The organism is Microcoleus sp. S13C4, assembly GCF_036700865.1.
In the GTDB taxonomy this organism is placed as follows: domain Bacteria; phylum Cyanobacteriota; class Cyanobacteriia; order Cyanobacteriales; family Microcoleaceae; genus Microcoleus.
Window position 1 is genome coordinate 13,816 of sequence record NZ_JAUBPS010000071.1, and the last position, 16,289, is coordinate 30,104.

The 16,289-nt window shown below is 49.0% G+C and carries 11 protein-coding genes; 3 read left to right on the plus strand and 8 right to left on the minus strand.

Annotation, left to right across the window (positions count from 1 at the left end; genetic code table 11):
* Nucleotides 1-131: 131 nt before the first annotated feature.
* A complete protein-coding gene (locus QT996_RS23335) occupies nucleotides 132-551 on the minus strand; it encodes a hypothetical protein (RefSeq protein WP_333049375.1) in 420 nt (139 codons plus the stop codon).
* A gap of 597 nt (nucleotides 552-1,148) precedes the next feature.
* Between QT996_RS23335 and hmpF the strand changes: the two genes are divergently transcribed.
* Complete coding sequence (gene hmpF / locus QT996_RS23340; protein WP_333049377.1) at nucleotides 1,149-2,894, plus strand: pilus motility taxis protein HmpF; 1,746 nt, start codon at nucleotides 1,149-1,151, stop codon at nucleotides 2,892-2,894.
* Here the strand turns inward: hmpF and tilS are convergent.
* Complete coding sequence (gene tilS / locus QT996_RS23345; protein WP_333049379.1) at nucleotides 2,891-4,036, minus strand: tRNA lysidine(34) synthetase TilS; 1,146 nt, start codon at nucleotides 4,034-4,036, stop codon at nucleotides 2,891-2,893. The genes hmpF and tilS overlap by 4 nt on opposite strands.
* 127 nt (nucleotides 4,037-4,163) lie before the next feature.
* On the minus strand, nucleotides 4,164-4,589 hold the full coding sequence (locus QT996_RS23350; RefSeq protein WP_333049381.1) for a KGK domain-containing protein: 426 nt from the start codon (nucleotides 4,587-4,589) through the stop codon (nucleotides 4,164-4,166).
* A gap of 19 nt (nucleotides 4,590-4,608) precedes the next feature.
* Between QT996_RS23350 and QT996_RS23355 the strand changes: the two genes are divergently transcribed.
* Nucleotides 4,609-4,734, plus strand: coding sequence for a hypothetical protein (locus tag QT996_RS23355; protein WP_333049382.1), 126 nt, complete (start codon nucleotides 4,609-4,611; stop codon nucleotides 4,732-4,734).
* 96 nt (nucleotides 4,735-4,830) lie between these two features.
* Here QT996_RS23355 and ccsB read toward each other — a convergent pair whose 3' ends face one another.
* The 5 genes from ccsB to QT996_RS23380 form a co-directional block, all read right to left on the minus strand.
* Nucleotides 4,831-5,901: a c-type cytochrome biogenesis protein CcsB gene (gene ccsB, locus QT996_RS23360; RefSeq protein ID WP_333049384.1), complete on the minus strand. Its 1,071-nt coding sequence runs from the start codon at nucleotides 5,899-5,901 to the stop codon at nucleotides 4,831-4,833.
* Nucleotides 5,902-5,936: 35 nt separating this feature from the next.
* On the minus strand, nucleotides 5,937-6,062 hold the full coding sequence (locus QT996_RS23365; RefSeq protein WP_333049385.1) for a hypothetical protein: 126 nt from the start codon (nucleotides 6,060-6,062) through the stop codon (nucleotides 5,937-5,939).
* Entirely contained in the window at nucleotides 6,046-10,314 is a 4,269-nt protein-coding gene (locus QT996_RS23370) for a CHAT domain-containing protein (RefSeq protein WP_333049387.1), read from the minus strand. Before QT996_RS23370 ends, QT996_RS23365 begins: the two co-directional genes overlap by 17 nt.
* A gap of 840 nt (nucleotides 10,315-11,154) precedes the next feature.
* On the minus strand, nucleotides 11,155-12,924 hold the full coding sequence (locus QT996_RS23375; RefSeq protein WP_333049390.1) for a DUF3352 domain-containing protein: 1,770 nt from the start codon (nucleotides 12,922-12,924) through the stop codon (nucleotides 11,155-11,157).
* Nucleotides 12,925-13,216: 292 nt separating this feature from the next.
* Nucleotides 13,217-14,308 carry a hypothetical protein gene (locus QT996_RS23380; protein WP_333049391.1) on the minus strand — a complete coding sequence of 364 codons (1,092 nt, stop codon included), beginning with the start codon at nucleotides 14,306-14,308 and terminating at the stop codon, nucleotides 13,217-13,219.
* A 263-nt stretch (nucleotides 14,309-14,571) separates the two neighbouring features.
* Between QT996_RS23380 and QT996_RS23385 the strand changes: the two genes are divergently transcribed.
* Nucleotides 14,572-15,810 (plus strand): LL-diaminopimelate aminotransferase, encoded by a 1,239-nt coding sequence (locus QT996_RS23385; protein ID WP_333049392.1) that lies wholly within the window; start codon nucleotides 14,572-14,574, stop codon nucleotides 15,808-15,810.
* Nucleotides 15,811-16,289: the final 479 nt, after the last annotated feature.

Here is a 16,289-nt window from a genome sequence, read left to right on the forward strand (position 1 = left end):
ACGCGCTGATGCCGATCTCACAATTGGGAATTGACGAAAGGGCAATACTTGCTGCCGCTCCTCGGCCGCGCTACCAGTCCACAAGCTGAAACCGCGAAACTCGCGGCATTCTTTAAGTGTAGAGTTTCACCTTAGTATTCCCACTGTTGCCTACACTCGTAGAATCCACATTGCACGATTGCACGGGTTCTTCGAGTGTGCAAGGCTGGCATTCCCGACTGGTTCAAGTCTTCGATCGCCAAAGTTTTGAAGTTTTTGGCTGAGTATGCCGTCAGTTTATCCAACACATCTTTGCGTGGGTCAACTTCAAAATACCAAGGATTCTCTGGTTTTACCGCTGCTACCAGCAGCAAGTGCCGATCGATCCCCGATGGGAACTGGAGGCTAGTCTGTTGGGTTGGATGAGTTGCGATCGAGGTTTTTTGTGGGTTTGCCACATCCCTAAAATCAGGTGCAGTCAAAATGAACCTTTGTTGGCAATTGTCAGGAAAACCCTCAGTGCCGATCGACCTTTTTGTTCGCCCGCGACGAGCGTCATAGGCTCGCGTCATTACCCTATTCTAAGGCAGCACGGTTCAAATCCCTAGTCCGCTGGAGGATGGTACCCGCTTGGGGGCAGCGAAGGCTTTTTTGACGATCGAGTGGCCACTAAAGCCTGGTACAATCAATAGAAAGTTTTTGACGGACTGACCTTTTTCAGCTTGGGCCTATGGCAGTCCCCGCAGTTTTGCTAGTCTTTAATCAAGCGGCATTGATACTGCTCTCTCATTTGTCCAGAAGGGCGGCGGCCGTGCTTTCTGGACGCTCTCCCGTGAGGCAGTGCTATGCGTGAGGCAGTGCTATAGTTAGGAAAAAATGCTATCCCCGGATTGGGCAAACGACACCAAAGAGTAAGACTTAATTGGCAAAAAGTTATCCTTCCTTGCCTATAATTATTTACTTTAGGTAATTGGACTTAGGTAAGTTGACTACTGATCACACCCAGTGTTCTCTTTAGTTGAGAACCTTTGGCTTAAGGGGGATAGCCTACTTATATTGGGATTAGCCGTCTACCCAACAGGGTAGGAAGTAAACACCACTTATCTTTTAGACCTTTAAGTAGCTTAAAGTAAGTTGGGATAGGTTTTACGAAGCAGAGGACTATTAGTGTGCTGTATCTAGCGGAAGTACAAAAACAGAGAAGCGGCTTTGGTCTCGGTGGCGGTAAGGCTGAACTGAAACTGCTAGCTTGTCAGCGGGGCGAACACAATTGGAGCGCCGTCCCAGGCGATGACGCGATCCCAGTTGAGGAAGCTAATAAGTTTAACGACGGCACGCTGGTGCTGGTGGAGTTGAGCGCTAGCAAGCAAGTGCAGCGGATTCAGGAGGCTGCCCGCCAGTTGGTGAGCATTCTGCAAAATTTCTCGCGCTTGCAGGACAAGTTTAAGGACAAGGAAGAGGAAATTGAACAGTGGAAGGCTTCTCTGACGTTTTCGAGTCAGGAACTCAATCGCCGGGAAATGGAAATGCAAGCCCGCGAAGAGCAGTTGGCTCAAATGGAAGAGGAGTTGGAGCGGCTAGAGGCTCAGCGCTCGGAAATTGAAAATACTCGAGATGAAGCTAACCGACTTCGAGAAGAAGTTGATCGCAGTCGCATGGAAATTGAGACGGCTTGGGAACAGTTGCGGGGCGAGCAGCAACGGGTGGCCCAGCAGCAGTCTCAGGTTCCGCAGGGGGCGGTGGTTGATGAGCAGCAGACTCAGAGGATTCAGGAGTTGATGCAGAAGCTGGGAGGGGCAATTGCTTCGGCCCAAGGGGTGCGGGAACAACTGAATCAGTCTTTTGGTGCGCTGGGGGCCCAGCAAGCAATTCTGGATCAGCACTGGCAGCAGTTGGAGCAAAAACGGGCAAACGCTCAACAGCAGCAAGAAGAGGTCGATCGACAAAATCAGAGCCTCCAAAACCGCTGGCAGGAGTGGTATCAATCTCAAGATGCTTTGGCGCAAGCTCGGGCGGATCTTAAAGGGCAACAAAGTACCCTCAGCGCTAAGCAGGAGCAGGCTCAGTCGGTGTCTTTGCAGGTACGGGCTGTTGAGGATCTGTACCAACAACTTTCCAGGCTCGCATCTGCTTCGGGTGGTGCGGTTACTGAGCAGAGAGTAGATGTTTCAGCCCTGGAGAAGATGCCGGTTGAGGAGCTGCAGGGGCTGGTGCAACACCTGCAACAGGATTTGGAAAAGGTGTTCCGCTTTGTTAACGATCAAGAGGAGGAGTTGACTCTGCAGCGGGAGACAATTGAGGAGCTGCAAGGGAAAATTCAAGCTGCTAGCGAGTACGATCGCATGGCTTTGGAAAATGAAATGGCAGACGAACTCGAAAGTTACCAGATGTTAAACGAAACTCTGGTGGGACAGCGCCTCCGGTTGCAGGAACGGGAAGATGTTTTGAAGCAGCATCAGGCGGTGCTGTGGCGACGGCTGGGTACTGCTAATGCTCCAAAACAAGAGGGAGGAGATATTGATTTGGGCCCGATCGTCGCACAGCTCAATACTCAGCGGCAGCAGCAAAGCCAAGAATTGCAAAGACTGGAAAACGAAATTCAGCAAGTGCGGGAGGCCATATCCCAAATTGAGGCAAATGTCAACCGCCAAAATGGGGAAAGTGAGGCGAAACGCTACGAACTCAAGCAGTTGGAGCAGAATTTGTTCAACCAGAAAGGTGCAGTGGCGGAACTCTGGGGTCGGGTGAATGTTTATCAAGAAATGTTGCAGCCGGTGCAGGACAATTTGAAGGGGCTGCGGCAAAAGCTGGAAGCGGTGGGGGGGGAACTCGATCGCGTGCAGGAGACTGGAGAGGAGCAAAATCGGGTAGTTTCTGATTTGCAGCAAGTCCTTTCGGGTTTGATAACAGCTTAAAATTTAATATCTAAAATTATGGAAGGGTGTTCAACTCGACCGATCGCTCCTCCAGGAAATGGATCGGTTTGCGATCGGTTGGGCGCTACGATTAAGCTCGTTAGTTTTTCTACGCTTTCATAGCTTGGTGCTGACGGCAATATTTGTTGCAGTAGTTGGCGCATTGCCCGTCGCTGCAATGCCAGGGGTGCTTCGCGCAAAATTGGGCGATTTAACTTGACGGGAGGTTGAAAGTTCACCTGCGGATTATCTGCAATTGGAGACATTGCTCGCTGTAGCAAGTCGCTGGCTGCAAGTTCGAGATATTCTACGTCGGCGCGGAGGAGTTCGGCTGTTTGAGCTAGCGCTTGTTGGGCTTTTGGGTTGAAATGAGTTTCCAAATAAGGCAATAATTCCGCTCGAATCCGGTTGCGAGTGTATTGCAAGTCTTGATTTGTGGAATCTTCCCAAATAGGTAGTTTTTGCTCTTGACAAAATTGGCCTGTTTGCGATCGAGTTATTTCGAGCAAGGGACGAACTAAAGAGATTTTAGATTTTAGATTTTGGATTTTCAATTGGGAATTTTCATCCTGATTTTCCAATCTAAAATCGGCAGATATTTGGGAGTTGGGATTTTCGCCGGGATTCCCCAATCTAAAATCTAAAATCGGCAATCGAAAATCGGCGAGAGGCCGTGTCCAGGTGAGGGCGGAAAGTCCGTCGGCGCCACTGCCGCGAATCAGGTTGTAGAGTAGTGTTTCGGCGCGATCGCTGGCTGTGTGGCCTGTAACAATGTAGGGGTAGTTGTGGGCGATCGCAATTTCGGTTAAAGCTTGATATCGCCACTGTCTAGCGGCTGCTTCTGTTTTGGAGATATCCGACGCTGTTTGCAAATAGTAGGATATTCCCCAGTTTCTAGCTAATTGTTCTACATGGTTTGCCGACGCTTGCGAGTCAGAACGCCAACGATGATCGCAGTGAACAATCGCTAGGTTCCACCCCCATTTTGGCTGCAAATCTAGCAGTAATTTAATTAAACACAGAGAATCTTGTCCGCCGGATACTGCTACTAGCAAGCGCTGATTTGATGGCAATATTTGTCGGTACAGCAGCGTCCTGTGAACTTGAGCGTGCAGGTGCGTCCAATTGGAAGATTCAGCCATGAGAGCAGTTTTTCATTAAGTAAAAATAAGGAAGCTAGAAAACGAGCAGTGTCCGGGATTTAACCGATGGATTTTGAGCAAAGAAGGGGAATCATCCCCCTCTCCCAATCTCTCAGTCTTTGCCTTCCTAGCTCCACATTCCTATACTTTGGGGGTCGCGGTCTGGATACCTAGAGATAGGAAAATGATTATTTATTTCTGTTGAGTCACGTTGATTTAATGGCTCATCTATAGCGGTTTGATTTGAGCTATCTACAGCGTAGTTTTGCACGGTGTCTGATATTTCGGCAGCGGCAGGAAGGGCTTTTTGTTCTTTGATTTCAGGTTCGAGCGGAATAAACTCCAGACGCATCCTAAGTTTTCCCTTTCTCCAGTCTTTGCCAGCACTTAATAGATCGCAATCGAGACCGTCTGAGAATAATTTTTCGTCTACCAATTTTGACTGCATAATGGCCATAAATTCGCTGACTTTGAATGTACATTGATACATCAAAGCGCTAGTAGGGGCAGACAAAACATCGTCTTCTTGGGGAATTATTGGAGATTCGTCCATATCAATTGTCCTTATTTTAATGAATGAAGAAGGAAGAGGGAAGAAGGAAGAGGGAAGAAGGAAGAAGGAAGAATGCCCTTTGACTTCGCGAGTAGGTAAAAAAAGGGAAGAAGGAAGAGGGAGTTATTATTATCTCGCTGGTTGAGTAAGGTGGGAATTGCCCACCCTACAACCGGAGATGATATTAATCCCGATTCTTTGACTTATCCTGTTCTTCTTGGGCTGATTGGTGGATCAGGAATTAGAAAAACCAACCGTACGAATGTAAACCTTTGCCTAACAGATTAACGCCTAGATAGCAAATCCAAACTACCACAAAACCTGTGGCTGCTAAAATTGCTGGGCGTCTTCCCTGCCAGCCACGAGTAATGCGGGCGTGCAGGTAGGCAGCAAACACCAACCAAGTAATTAGCGCCCAAGTTTCTTTGGGGTCCCAACTCCAGTAAGATCCCCAAGCTTCGTTAGCCCAAACCGCACCGGCAATAATGCCAACTGTCAGTAAGGGGAATCCTAAACCGATGATGCGATAGCTAATGTTATCCAGAGTTTCTGCTAGATTCAATCGCTGGGGCGAGAGAAGTTCTGCGGTCTGAGTTGGGGCGGTTGATGGGGTTTGAACTGTGGCTAATTCGAGGAGTGCGGTGGTGCCCAAACCATTATTGTTGGAGTGGAAAGAGGGTTCGCTGAAAACTAATGGGCTGTCGGCGCTGGTTTCTGCAATTTGAGGTTCGGGGTTTTGAGGGCGTTGGAGGCGGTATTTGCTGTTGCGGTTGCTGTTGGTGCCGAAGGAACTACCGGTGAGTTCGATTTTTTGGCCGCGGGTGACGATTAAAAAGGCGATCGCCAGTAGTGCTCCAACCATTAAAGTTGAGTAACTAAGCATCATGACGCTAACGTGCATCATCAGCCAGTTTGATTTGAGGGCGGGTACTAGGGGCTCTGCAGATTGCATGGTTGCCGGCAGAGTCAGGGCTGCAAAGGCCGATATTGCCATTGCTACGGGGGATGTGGCTACTCCTACTAAGCGGGAACGGCTCATGTTTTCCGCGACTAGGTGGATGGCGGTGATTCCCCACACGAGGAAAAATAGTGATTCGTAGAGATTGCTTAAGGGGAAGTAGCCGGCTTCTATCCATCGAGAACCGAGTAAAGCGGCGATGGAGAGGTTGGCGACTGCCATTCCTGCGGTGCCGAGGGCTGACAGGTAGGGAATGCCGGGGAAAGCTGCGCCAACCCAGTAAATGAGCATTGTGGAGAACAAAACGGCAAAGGAGATGTTGTCCAGCCAGTTCTGGAGTACGACCAGATCCATAAAAATTACTCCGGTAATGTTTTTACTTATTTTTGCTAACTAGATCGATCGTACTGGGGTTGGGCAGTTTTGGGTTTGGGATTTTGAATTTTTGTGGCAATTATGAGTTTTTGGCGGTTGTTGAGGTACGGGCGGGCGATCGACTCACCAAGGATTGCCAATCATTCTAAAAGCAGACCAATAATAAGGATGAGAGAAATTCTGACTCGTCGTGTTTGCCAATTCCGGGGGTAACGGCAGATTGCCGACAGAAGTGTGCAGCATCCCCCCTTCAATTCGCACCTCTTGGCGCAACATCGCTAATTGCGCTTGCCGCAGTGCTTCTGCTTTAATCGGAGCAGTTTTTAACTGCCCGTAAAACTCCGCCATCAATCCCAAACTGCCCTCGTCGCTGACATACCAGAGAGTCGCCATAGCCGATTTAACCCCGGCTTGCACGGCTAACCCGCCGAAGCCTAACTCGGCCTCTCGATCGCCCACAGCAGTCCTGCAAGCGCTCAGAACTAACATTTCAACTTGCGGGTTGTGCCATCCCATTTGCCGCAACTGATCCAAACGCAGTTTAGTATCCCACAACTGAATAAAGGATTCGCTAGGAGCTCCCGATCGAAATTCGGCGTGAGTAGCCAAGTGAATCATCCCAAAAGGCTGCTGCTGGCGCTGCGATTTCAAATTAGCCAGGGTGAAAGCTTCATTCAAGAAAGACTTACCCGGCCACTGCTGCGGCGTGATTGTCGATACTTCTATTTCCACCGCAGGTAAAGGACTCATATCGGTAAATTGCGACGCCCCCATGGCCAGAACTTGGGTATTTTTGAAATTGGCGGGGCTGGTATCTGTCAAACTCAGACTCGGCATTGAGCCAACACTGTAACGCTCTACCAGAAAGCCTTTGCCGTCGTGCAGGGCGCCCATCGGTATCGATCGCAACCCCATATCTGAGATAAAAGATAAATTCTCAATGCCTTTGGCTTGCAGTTCTGCTTCCAGCGGCGCTACCATCCACTGGTAGAGTTGCTGAGCTAAGGGCAAATAACTTTTAGTGTTGCGCTTTACCGGATTAGTCAGTTCATCGCGAAATTTCCGAACAGCTTCCATTACCTGGGCGCGAGAGGTTCCAGGGATGCGCTGGCGAACGGGCGCACCTTCCGGGGTGATCACCATCATTTCCAGTTCGTCAGAGGCTTGAATTTGCTGTTCTACGCGCAAGATGGACGAACTGCTGTAAGGTTGATCGACTGTAGAACCCCTGGGTACAAAGCTGATATAAATGAGAGCTGGTTTGATGCCTGTGGCTTGTTGGACACCGCGAAGGGTATTTTGGGCATCTTCTAGGGTGGCGATCGCATTTGTTGATGGCAAATTTAGGTAATCGGCAAACTCCCTGGTGAATCTCTCCTCTACGGGAAAAATAACGGCGCCGAGGTTGGTGGGCAACTTGGAAGCCTCAAGATTCGGAGACGCGGGAGGTGAATTGCGCTGTTGCAAGGAATTAGATATCTGGTTTTGCTGTTGCAAGCTGGGGGAAAATAAACGATTTGTGCTGGGCGGCTGGTTGGCTGCGAGCACCTGTGTCGGTATCGGTGCGAGATTTATCGCAGCAGCAGCAGGCGCAACCGCTAGATTTGGAGTAATTGTCGGTGAGATCGGCTGCAAATTTGATACCGGTGCTGGATTTGGAGTAATTGTCGGTGAGATCGGCTGCAAATTTGATACCGGTGCTGGATTTGGAGTAATTGTCGGTGAGATCGGCTGCAAATTGGATATCGGCGCTGGATTTGGAGTAATTGTCGGTGAGATGGGCTGCAAATTTGATACCGGTGCTGGATTTGGAGTAATTGTTGGTGCGATCGGCTGCAAATTGGATATCGGCGCTGGATTTGGAGTAATTGTCGGTGCGATCGGCAAATTGGATATCGGCCCTGGATTTGGAGTAATTGTCGGTGCGATCGGCAAATTGGATATCGGCGCTGGATTGGGAGTAATTGTCGGTGCGATCGGCAAATTGGCTACAGGCGCTGGCGTCGGCGCTGGTGCGGGCGCTGCCACTGCCGCTGGTGCGGGCGCTGGTGCGGGCGCTGGTGCTGGTGTCGGCGCTGGTGCTGGTGCGGGCGCTGCCACTGCCGCTGGTGCTGGTGCGGGCGCTGCCACTGCCGCTGGTGCTGGTGCTGGGGCTGGTGCTGGTGCCGGCGCTGGTGCGGGCGCTGGTTCCGGCGTTAGTGTTTGTAAAGGTGCTGGTGCGGGTGCTGGTGCTGGTTCCGGTGTCGGTGTCGGAGCGGGTGCTGGTGCTGGTTCCGGCGTCGGCGGGGGTACAGGTGCAAATATAGGTACAGGTGCAGGTGCAGGTGCAGGCGCCGGTGCTGGTGCTGGTGTTGGTACTGGTGTTGGTGCTGGTGCTGGTGCTGGTACTGGTGCGGGTGTTTGAGTTGGTTCGGGCGTCGGCGGGGGTACAGGTGCAAATATAGGTGATGGTGCAGGCGCTGCTGCGGGTGCGGGTGCGGGTGTCGGCGCTGGTGTCGGCGCTGGTGCGGGTGCGGGTGCGGGTGCGGGTGCGGGTGCGGGTGCGGGTGCGGGTGCGGGTGCGGGTGCGGGCGCTGGTGTCGGTGCGGGTGCGGGTGCTGGCGCTGGTGTCGGTGCTGGTGTCGGCGCGGGTGTCGGTGCTGGTGTCGGTGCTGGTGTCGGTGCTGGTGTCGGCGCGGGTGTCGGCGCGGGAGTTGGTGTCGGAGTTGGCGATACTGAAGAAGCCGTAATGTTAATTTGCGTCGGCTGTACTATCTGAGGGTTGGGGCTGAAATAACTTCCCTGTGTAATAACATTTTCCTTCTTTGGACCCCCAGTGGCAATGCTGCCAGCAGTACCGTTGAGTTTGTTATAGTCGGGCCCGACGGCGAAAGGAGTGTTCGAGGCTTTGCCACCGTGGCGAATGGTGATATCTCCACCATTCGCACTACCAGTCGTGGATGCGGAAATGCTGCAAGCTTGCGACAAGCAGTTGTTATCGTTTGTGAAAGTGCCTGTAGCTCGGAAATAACGGCCGGCTGTAATGTCAATATCTCCTCCGGCTGTTCGGCCTTCGGTGTTGATACGGGTTACTTCGATGTCGTTGCGGCCGTTAAGGGTAACTTGGCCGCCTTTTTTTTCTTCGGAGTTGGCGTCAATGAACCCTGTTTGAATGCTGCTTGAGGGTGCTGCAATACTAACGTCTCCGGCGTTGCTGTTTTTGTCGATCGAGCTTGCGTTGATATTGCCTGTTTCTACTTTTCCTGTACGGCTGGTGACGGTGATATTGCCGCCTGCGGTGGTGTCGGAGTGGGAGTCGAGATCAACAGTGCGAATGTCGCCACTAGCTTCTAGGGCGATCGCGCCGCCTTGAGAACTTGTCAGGTTTCCGCTGGCTGCAATGGTGTTGGCTGCTTGAATGGCGATCGCCTGAGCGTTTGCATCTTTTAGCGCAACGTCCCCCGCAGCTACTACTCGGTTAGACGCTGTGAGTACCACTTGACCGCTGGCATTGACGCTGAGCCCTGTAGCGTTTTTTTCACCAATGCCTGTAAGCAGTTCGGGCAAGGATGCGATCGGCAATGTCGAAGCTGTCGCGCTGGATGTTCGAGTGCTGCTGGTCGCTGAGGGCGGCTCGATTTCCAAACTCAGCAAATTGCCTCGCTGGCGGATCTGCACTAAATTTGTCCCGGAGACTGATGCTACGGTAATTTGACCGCCTGGGGCCGAAACGCTGCCGGTGCTGACAACGGTGCCGCCGAGCAAGGTTAAGTTCTGCCCTGACTTAACTGCTAAGTCTGCCGTGCTGATAATTGCCCCGGCTTGATCTGCCCCAAAAGTAAAGGAATTGGGCGCGCCTGTGAGAGATGTGTAAGTGCTACTACCGACAGCGTTAAACGAGTTTGAACCAAATCCAATAGCGGTGGCGGTGGTTGCTGTGAAAGAAGCAGGCACGTTTAAGCGGGCACTGTTGCCAAATATGATGCCGGATGGATTCATCAGAAACAAGTTAGAATTGCCGCCGGTTACTTGAATTAAGCCGTTAATAATCGAGGGTTTACCGCCACCTATGCCCGCTAAAATGTTGCGAATGTTGGGGTTTGATATAAAGTTGGCAATCTGATTTTCCGACAATCCGAATTCTTTAAAGCTGTGGAATAGATTTTGTTTATCGCTCGATAATTGTCCGCCTTGAATATCGAAGCGAGTTGGCTGCCCAGGAGTTCCGTTTTGCGCTGCGGGAGTGACTGTTGTGTTCGTTCCCTCTGCCGCTGGAACAATGGTTTGACCTTTGGCTTTTGCTTGCAAAAAGTAAAGATTTATTAAGATGATTGGCAGAGAAAGTGCCAGTTTGCTTATTCTTTTTTTGGACAGCAATTTAGCCTTTATTTGAATATTTTGGGCGGTTTTCATAGATTTTTAATGGGTAAAATATATACAGAAAAATTAGGTAAACAAACCTAGTTTGTCTGACAATGGGGAGTTAAAGACTGTATATTTATGAAGCTACCGGGTTTCGGACTGCAAGTGCGTTCCAGACTCACTTTCCCGACTCAATGAGGAAAATTTCCCTGTAAAATTTTCCTCTGCATTTGCAATTCCCCGAGCGTATCTTCTGCACAATGTAAGTATAACTCGCAATGCCTAGAATCTGTATCTTCCGGATGACATATAAAAAAACTGGCTTTCCTAGACGCACTCCGACCCCTAGAAACCGTTTTTTTTACATTAGTGAGAGTTTGAAGGAAGTATGGCCGTTTAAAAAATCGGCTTTTGCGCCCATAACTGACCGGGAAAAATCCACGTAAAAAAATTTTCTTTTCCTTTTATAAAGAAGAAAAAAAGCCGGATCTACAATTGCCGGCCCTTAAAATTCTGACAAAAATAAGAAGTCCTGGACGCAACGGGTACATAAAGTGTAGGGTGCGTCAGAAACGGTCGATTGCCTCTTCATTCCTGGACGCAGAAACCCAGTTTTTTTTACGAAAACACTTAGTTGCAGTCCAAGGCTTAAAAAACTAGGTTTCTTTGGTAGTCATGGACACAAGGCTGGATAGAAACCGGGTTTGTTAACGAAAATAATTCGTTGCAGCCTGCAGAAACGATAAAAAAACCCGGTTTCTTTAGTCTGTATCCGTAAGTCCTGTCCTTGCTTCTTCCTTGTTCATTCTGGCGGCTGCCTTTCGGTTTTAATCTGTCGCCCTGTTGCTGTTTAATGGGGTGTTCAGGCGGATTTGTGGAAGGATTTAAGAGTTAGTTGGGAGAAGTTTGGACAGTGGGCGAGGGACTGGGTGAAGCAGGGCGCGGTGAAGCAGGGCTCGGTGAAGCAAGACTGCGTGAAGGATTTGCAGAAGGAGTGGATTGGGTGGATTTTTTGAGACCGACAAAAGCGTCATAACGGGTGGTACGATCGCCAATGACGGCCGCTGTAACGCCGATCGACCGCGTGGCGTCTATCCACATTTTTTGGTTGGGAGGAAACTCCGGCAAAGCTAGGTTTTTCGGGTTAAACGCACTCTCGGTGTCGATGAAGAAATTGCCGTTGTGGGGTTTAAGTTCCGATCGTACTGTTTTCTGGAACAGTTCGCTGCTTAAAAGCGGACTTTTCGGTGCCGGAACGATCGCATCAACCACTGGAGCTCCTACTGTCATAAACGCTACATCGTTCATCCAACCGCGAGTTACCGTAATCCCTCCAAACGGCGATGTCCATTTTATTGCAGGTTTGCCGCCGACTTGAATTTCTTCAACTCTAAACCCTTTAGTTTTCATGGTTTCATCAAGCTGTTTCAGGGCTTTGTTGGCTGCGCCCCGGTTGTTTGTTTCCACCATAAATACAAATCCGGCAGCAAATTTGTCTTTGGGATTCTGCGTGGCGGCTGGTATTAATGATAGAGAAAATTCTCCCGCCATCCAGTCCATCAAGTCTTTATCTAAATCCATGCCGGTAGTGGATTTTAAACCTGTGCGTAAAACTTGGGGATTAATCGGGGAAATCGGGTTGGCTTCGGCGCCCAATACGTAGTCTTGCCACAAACGCTGCAAGTTGCCACCAGATACCATCATTATTGTATTGCTTGGCAGGCGGTTAACCATTTTTAGAGCATTGTTTTCTACTGCTATCCTTCTGGTAGAATCTGGTTTTAACCAAGAGATTGATTTGAATCCAATTCCTTCTGCTTCCAGCGTCGCTGTGGTGGCAAATCCCTGATTTTGTTGCAATTTTTCGAGGTTTTCTGGGGAAATCTCACGGGCTGAGTTGGCGGCGGCATAGGCGGCGGCAACGGGCATATTGACGTAGATTTGACCGAAGGCGCCCGGACTTTTTATTTTGTCTATGGCGTCTGCATAGCCAGGGGTTTTGGCTAGGGAAGGTTCGCCTTTGTAGGTGTCGATTATTCTGTCTGTAGCGCTAGGATCTGTGGTGACTGCTAGATAGTTGGTGCCGAGTACCGCGACTGAGAAATTGCGATCGGGTACGCCTTGAGTTTCTGTGACTTGCACGCCTTTATAATTACGCTCAACTATTTTTCCTTGGCTGAGGGGCCTGGGTTTTGTTAATAATTCTTTGGCTTTGATCGGGTTGGCAATTGGCAGGATAATTGCCACTGACTGTTGAATTGGCGGAGATGGTGGCGCGTTGGGTGCGGGCGGGGGGGCTGGTATAGCTATTTTGTTGCGGAGAAAGGCTACCATTGCTGTGTTACCCACCCACGGTTGAATGTCTTGCTGGTAGACGTAGCCGTTGCTGGTGAGGAGGCGATCGCGCATTTCGCTTAAAAACCTCTCAAACGAAGCTTTTGACTCCGGCGTGCCAAACTCTCGCAGTCTATTCCACTGCGATTCATCGGTACTGATGGATAGCGCCATCATCGTATCTTGGGGGACAACGGTTGCCCCCGCCGGCAAATCTTTGGCGGGCCGACGGGAGAGGACGAGGTAGTAGGTGACAAAGCCTAAACCGATCAGAAGTGTGGCGGCTCCGATCGTAAACAGCAGGGAAGATTTATCTTTCTTAAACATTATTCGTAAGGTTCTGGTGCTCGCAACATGATAGATTATTTTCTTGGCTCATGTAACAGATACATTAGCAGATACACTTAACCGGGCAAATCTAGGAAAGTTGACTGTTGACTGTTGACTTTTGGCTGTTGGCTGTTGACTGTGAGCCGAAAAACAGAAAATTGTGCTTATATGTGGTGGCAGATTGCAGGAGACTTTACCAGAACGATGCTACCGGATTTGATATAAGTCTGTGGAAGGAAACCCCACACAAAAAATGTGGCAAGACTTTTGTGAAATGGTATTAACTGAATCAGTTTCTGGCCTTAAAGTCTTTAAAGATAGTTTGAAACGAGTACATCAGGCGGTGGACATCGTTTGTGGATCTAGGAAAAATGTTGAGTTCCCATTTTTTGCGAGCAGTAGTTAGCAGTTTCGCTATGGGTTGGGAGTAACTGTTAGAAATGAAATAGCTGCCGCCTTCGTAGCGAATGTCTGACGCTAATCCGATAAAAGCACCAGCCATTTCTAGTTTTAGTTCCGAGGTGCTGTGTTCAGATTTTACTGCTAAAATTACCTGCGAGTGGCGGGGTTCGCGGTTGAGCAAGCGGCAGATAGTCGCTTCTTTTTGGTACAAAATTAAAACGTTACAGTTGTGCAAAACTCCGGCTCTACCTTGCACTTTTACTCCTAGGTGAACTTCCAGGGCTGGTTTGTCGGGAAATTCCACAACAGCATGAGTATAGGGATGTGCACTTCCGTGGATTTTTCCCGCCGTTTTTCTAAATGTTAAATATTTCGGTGTTTCGTCGTCTAAAACATTGTTGTAATAAATAGTACCGCCTTCATTAGCAACTGCTTTTAGCAGAATAGTGAAGAGGTAAGTGTCAAAAATTCTGGATTGTTCTGCCGCTGTGTTAAATTCGGGATCGATCGAGCTTTTTAATTTGCTTTTAATTTCGGAATTGATGGCGTAGTTGCTGGGCCCGGATGGCAGTTTTTCCAGCAAGTGCTTGAGGGCGATCGCCTGTTTGTGACGGGGGGCTGTGACGCTGGAGGTAAACTCGATTGTTTTGGCAGTTTCTGCACCTGAATTCGCAAAGGTAATTTTTGTGCCGAGGGGAGAGGTTTCTGATTCTACTTTCAAGAAATAAGCAATTTCGTCTTCCATTTCGGAAGTGTTCACAGTCGCTTGTTCGACAGCATCAATTAATAGCAAAAGTTGTTCTTTTGCGGTATAATCTTCTATCTTCAGCAGGGGTGTTTTTCTTTTGAGCGATCGCTCTTCTATTACTTTACCTATCTCTACAGTATCGGCTACTTGTTGAACTACCCAACCCAAATTAAACTCATCCAGAATTGCCGCCAGTTCCTGATAGAGTTTGGCGTACTCGATCTCGTCCATAATTGTTTCTGCGCTGCACACTATTTTGATTATACAAGCAGATTTGATTTTTTGGTCAATGGCTGTTGAGCAAGTACGCAGATTGCCTGTAATGGCGGATTGGCGGAGTGTTCGAGTGTTCGAGTGGGGAAAATCTTTGTCTTGACTGAAAATCCATCTGTTACATCCGTTAAATCCCGTACACTGCTGGTTGCCGAACTTGCTGCTGCTTGAGAGAGACAATTGGGAGTAAGCTATTCTACGACATTTCTAGCGATCGAACTATGGCAACTATCAACGACAACTACCTCAAACTCAAAGCTGGCTACCTGTTTCCCGAGATTGGGCGCAGGGTGAAAGCCTTTGCAGAGGCGAATCCCGAAGCGCCCATCATTCGGCTGGGGATTGGCGACGTGACTGAACCGCTACCGGAAGCTTGTCGCCAAGCGATGGTGAAGGCGGTGGAAGACATGGGCTCGCGGGATACCTTTAAAGGATACGGCCCGGAACAAGGTTATGAGTGGCTGCGGGAGAAAATTGCCGAGCACGATTTCAAGTCGCGGGGATGCGATGTTGATGCTTCGGAAATCTTTATATCTGATGGTTCTAAGTGCGATTGTGGCAATATTCTCGATATCTTTGGCAACAATAACACGATCGCAGTTACCGATCCAGTTTATCCGGTGTATGTAGACACTAACGTGATGGCTGGACACACGGGAGATGCGAACGAAAATGGCGAATACGGAGGTTTAGTTTACCTGCCAATTACAGCGGAAAACAATTTTACTGCGGAAATTCCCACTGACAAAAAAGTCGATTTAATTTACTTGTGTTTCCCGAATAACCCGACGGGGGCAACTGCAACGAAGGAACACTTGCAAGCTTGGGTAAATTATGCTAAAGCTAACGGTTCGATTATTTTCTTCGATGCGGCTTACGAAGCCTATATTACCGATCCGAGTTTACCGCATTCTATCTACGAAATTGAAGGGGCGCGGGATTGTGCGATCGAATTTCGTTCTTTTTCCAAAAATGCTGGTTTTACGGGTACTCGCTGTGCGTTAACAGTTGTACCGAAGACTTTGACTGGAAAAGCAGCAGATGGTTCCGATGTCGAAATTTGGAAGCTGTGGAACCGCCGCCAATCTACTAAGTTTAACGGAGTTTCTTACATCGTGCAGCGCGGTGCTGAGGCGGTTTATTCTGAGGCTGGCAAGGCACAGATTCAGGCATTAGTCAATTTTTACATGGAAAATGCTGCGATTATTCGCGAGAAATTGACAGCGGCGGGAATCCAGGTTTTTGGAGGCGAAAATGCACCTTATGTGTGGGTAAAAACGCCTCACGGTTTGTCGAGTTGGGATTTCTTTCAGAAGTTGCTGGAAACTTGCAATGTGGTGGGAACTCCCGGTTCTGGTTTTGGTGCGGCGGGCGAGGGTTATTTCCGCATTTCGGCGTTTAATAGTCGGGAGAATGTGGAGGAAGCGATGAGACGGATTGTGGAGAAGTTTAAGGTTTAATCTCATCTCCTGCTTAAACGGAAAGGCCCCCAGCCCGCCAGGGAATGAATTCCCTAGCTAATAGCTAAAGTCTTCTGAAGAGGACTAATGAGTTCTTCAGTCCTCTTCAGAGGACTTTAGCTTTGAGACAGAGGTTTCAACCCCTGGCGGACTGCCGGATTCAGCGAAAAAGCATTAATTTAATATGTTGTGGAACAGGCCGGAAAGCCTGTTCATGAAAATAGTAAAAGATGTGAGTTATAATCTAAAATGATTGTAGCTCAGGGTTTAAATAAAAAATGAAAACCAACACCAGGAGTTTATTATGCACTTGCTACGAGTTCAAGTTCCTGATTTTCGCGGTTTAAAGGACATTGACATCACTTTTGAAAAAGATTTTTTTCCTAATATTTTTCCGCTGGCTAAGCTGTTGTACCTTTAAATAGGGTATAATAAAAAATGAGTTTAGTCAATCTCTACAAAAATGCCAGCTAAAAACC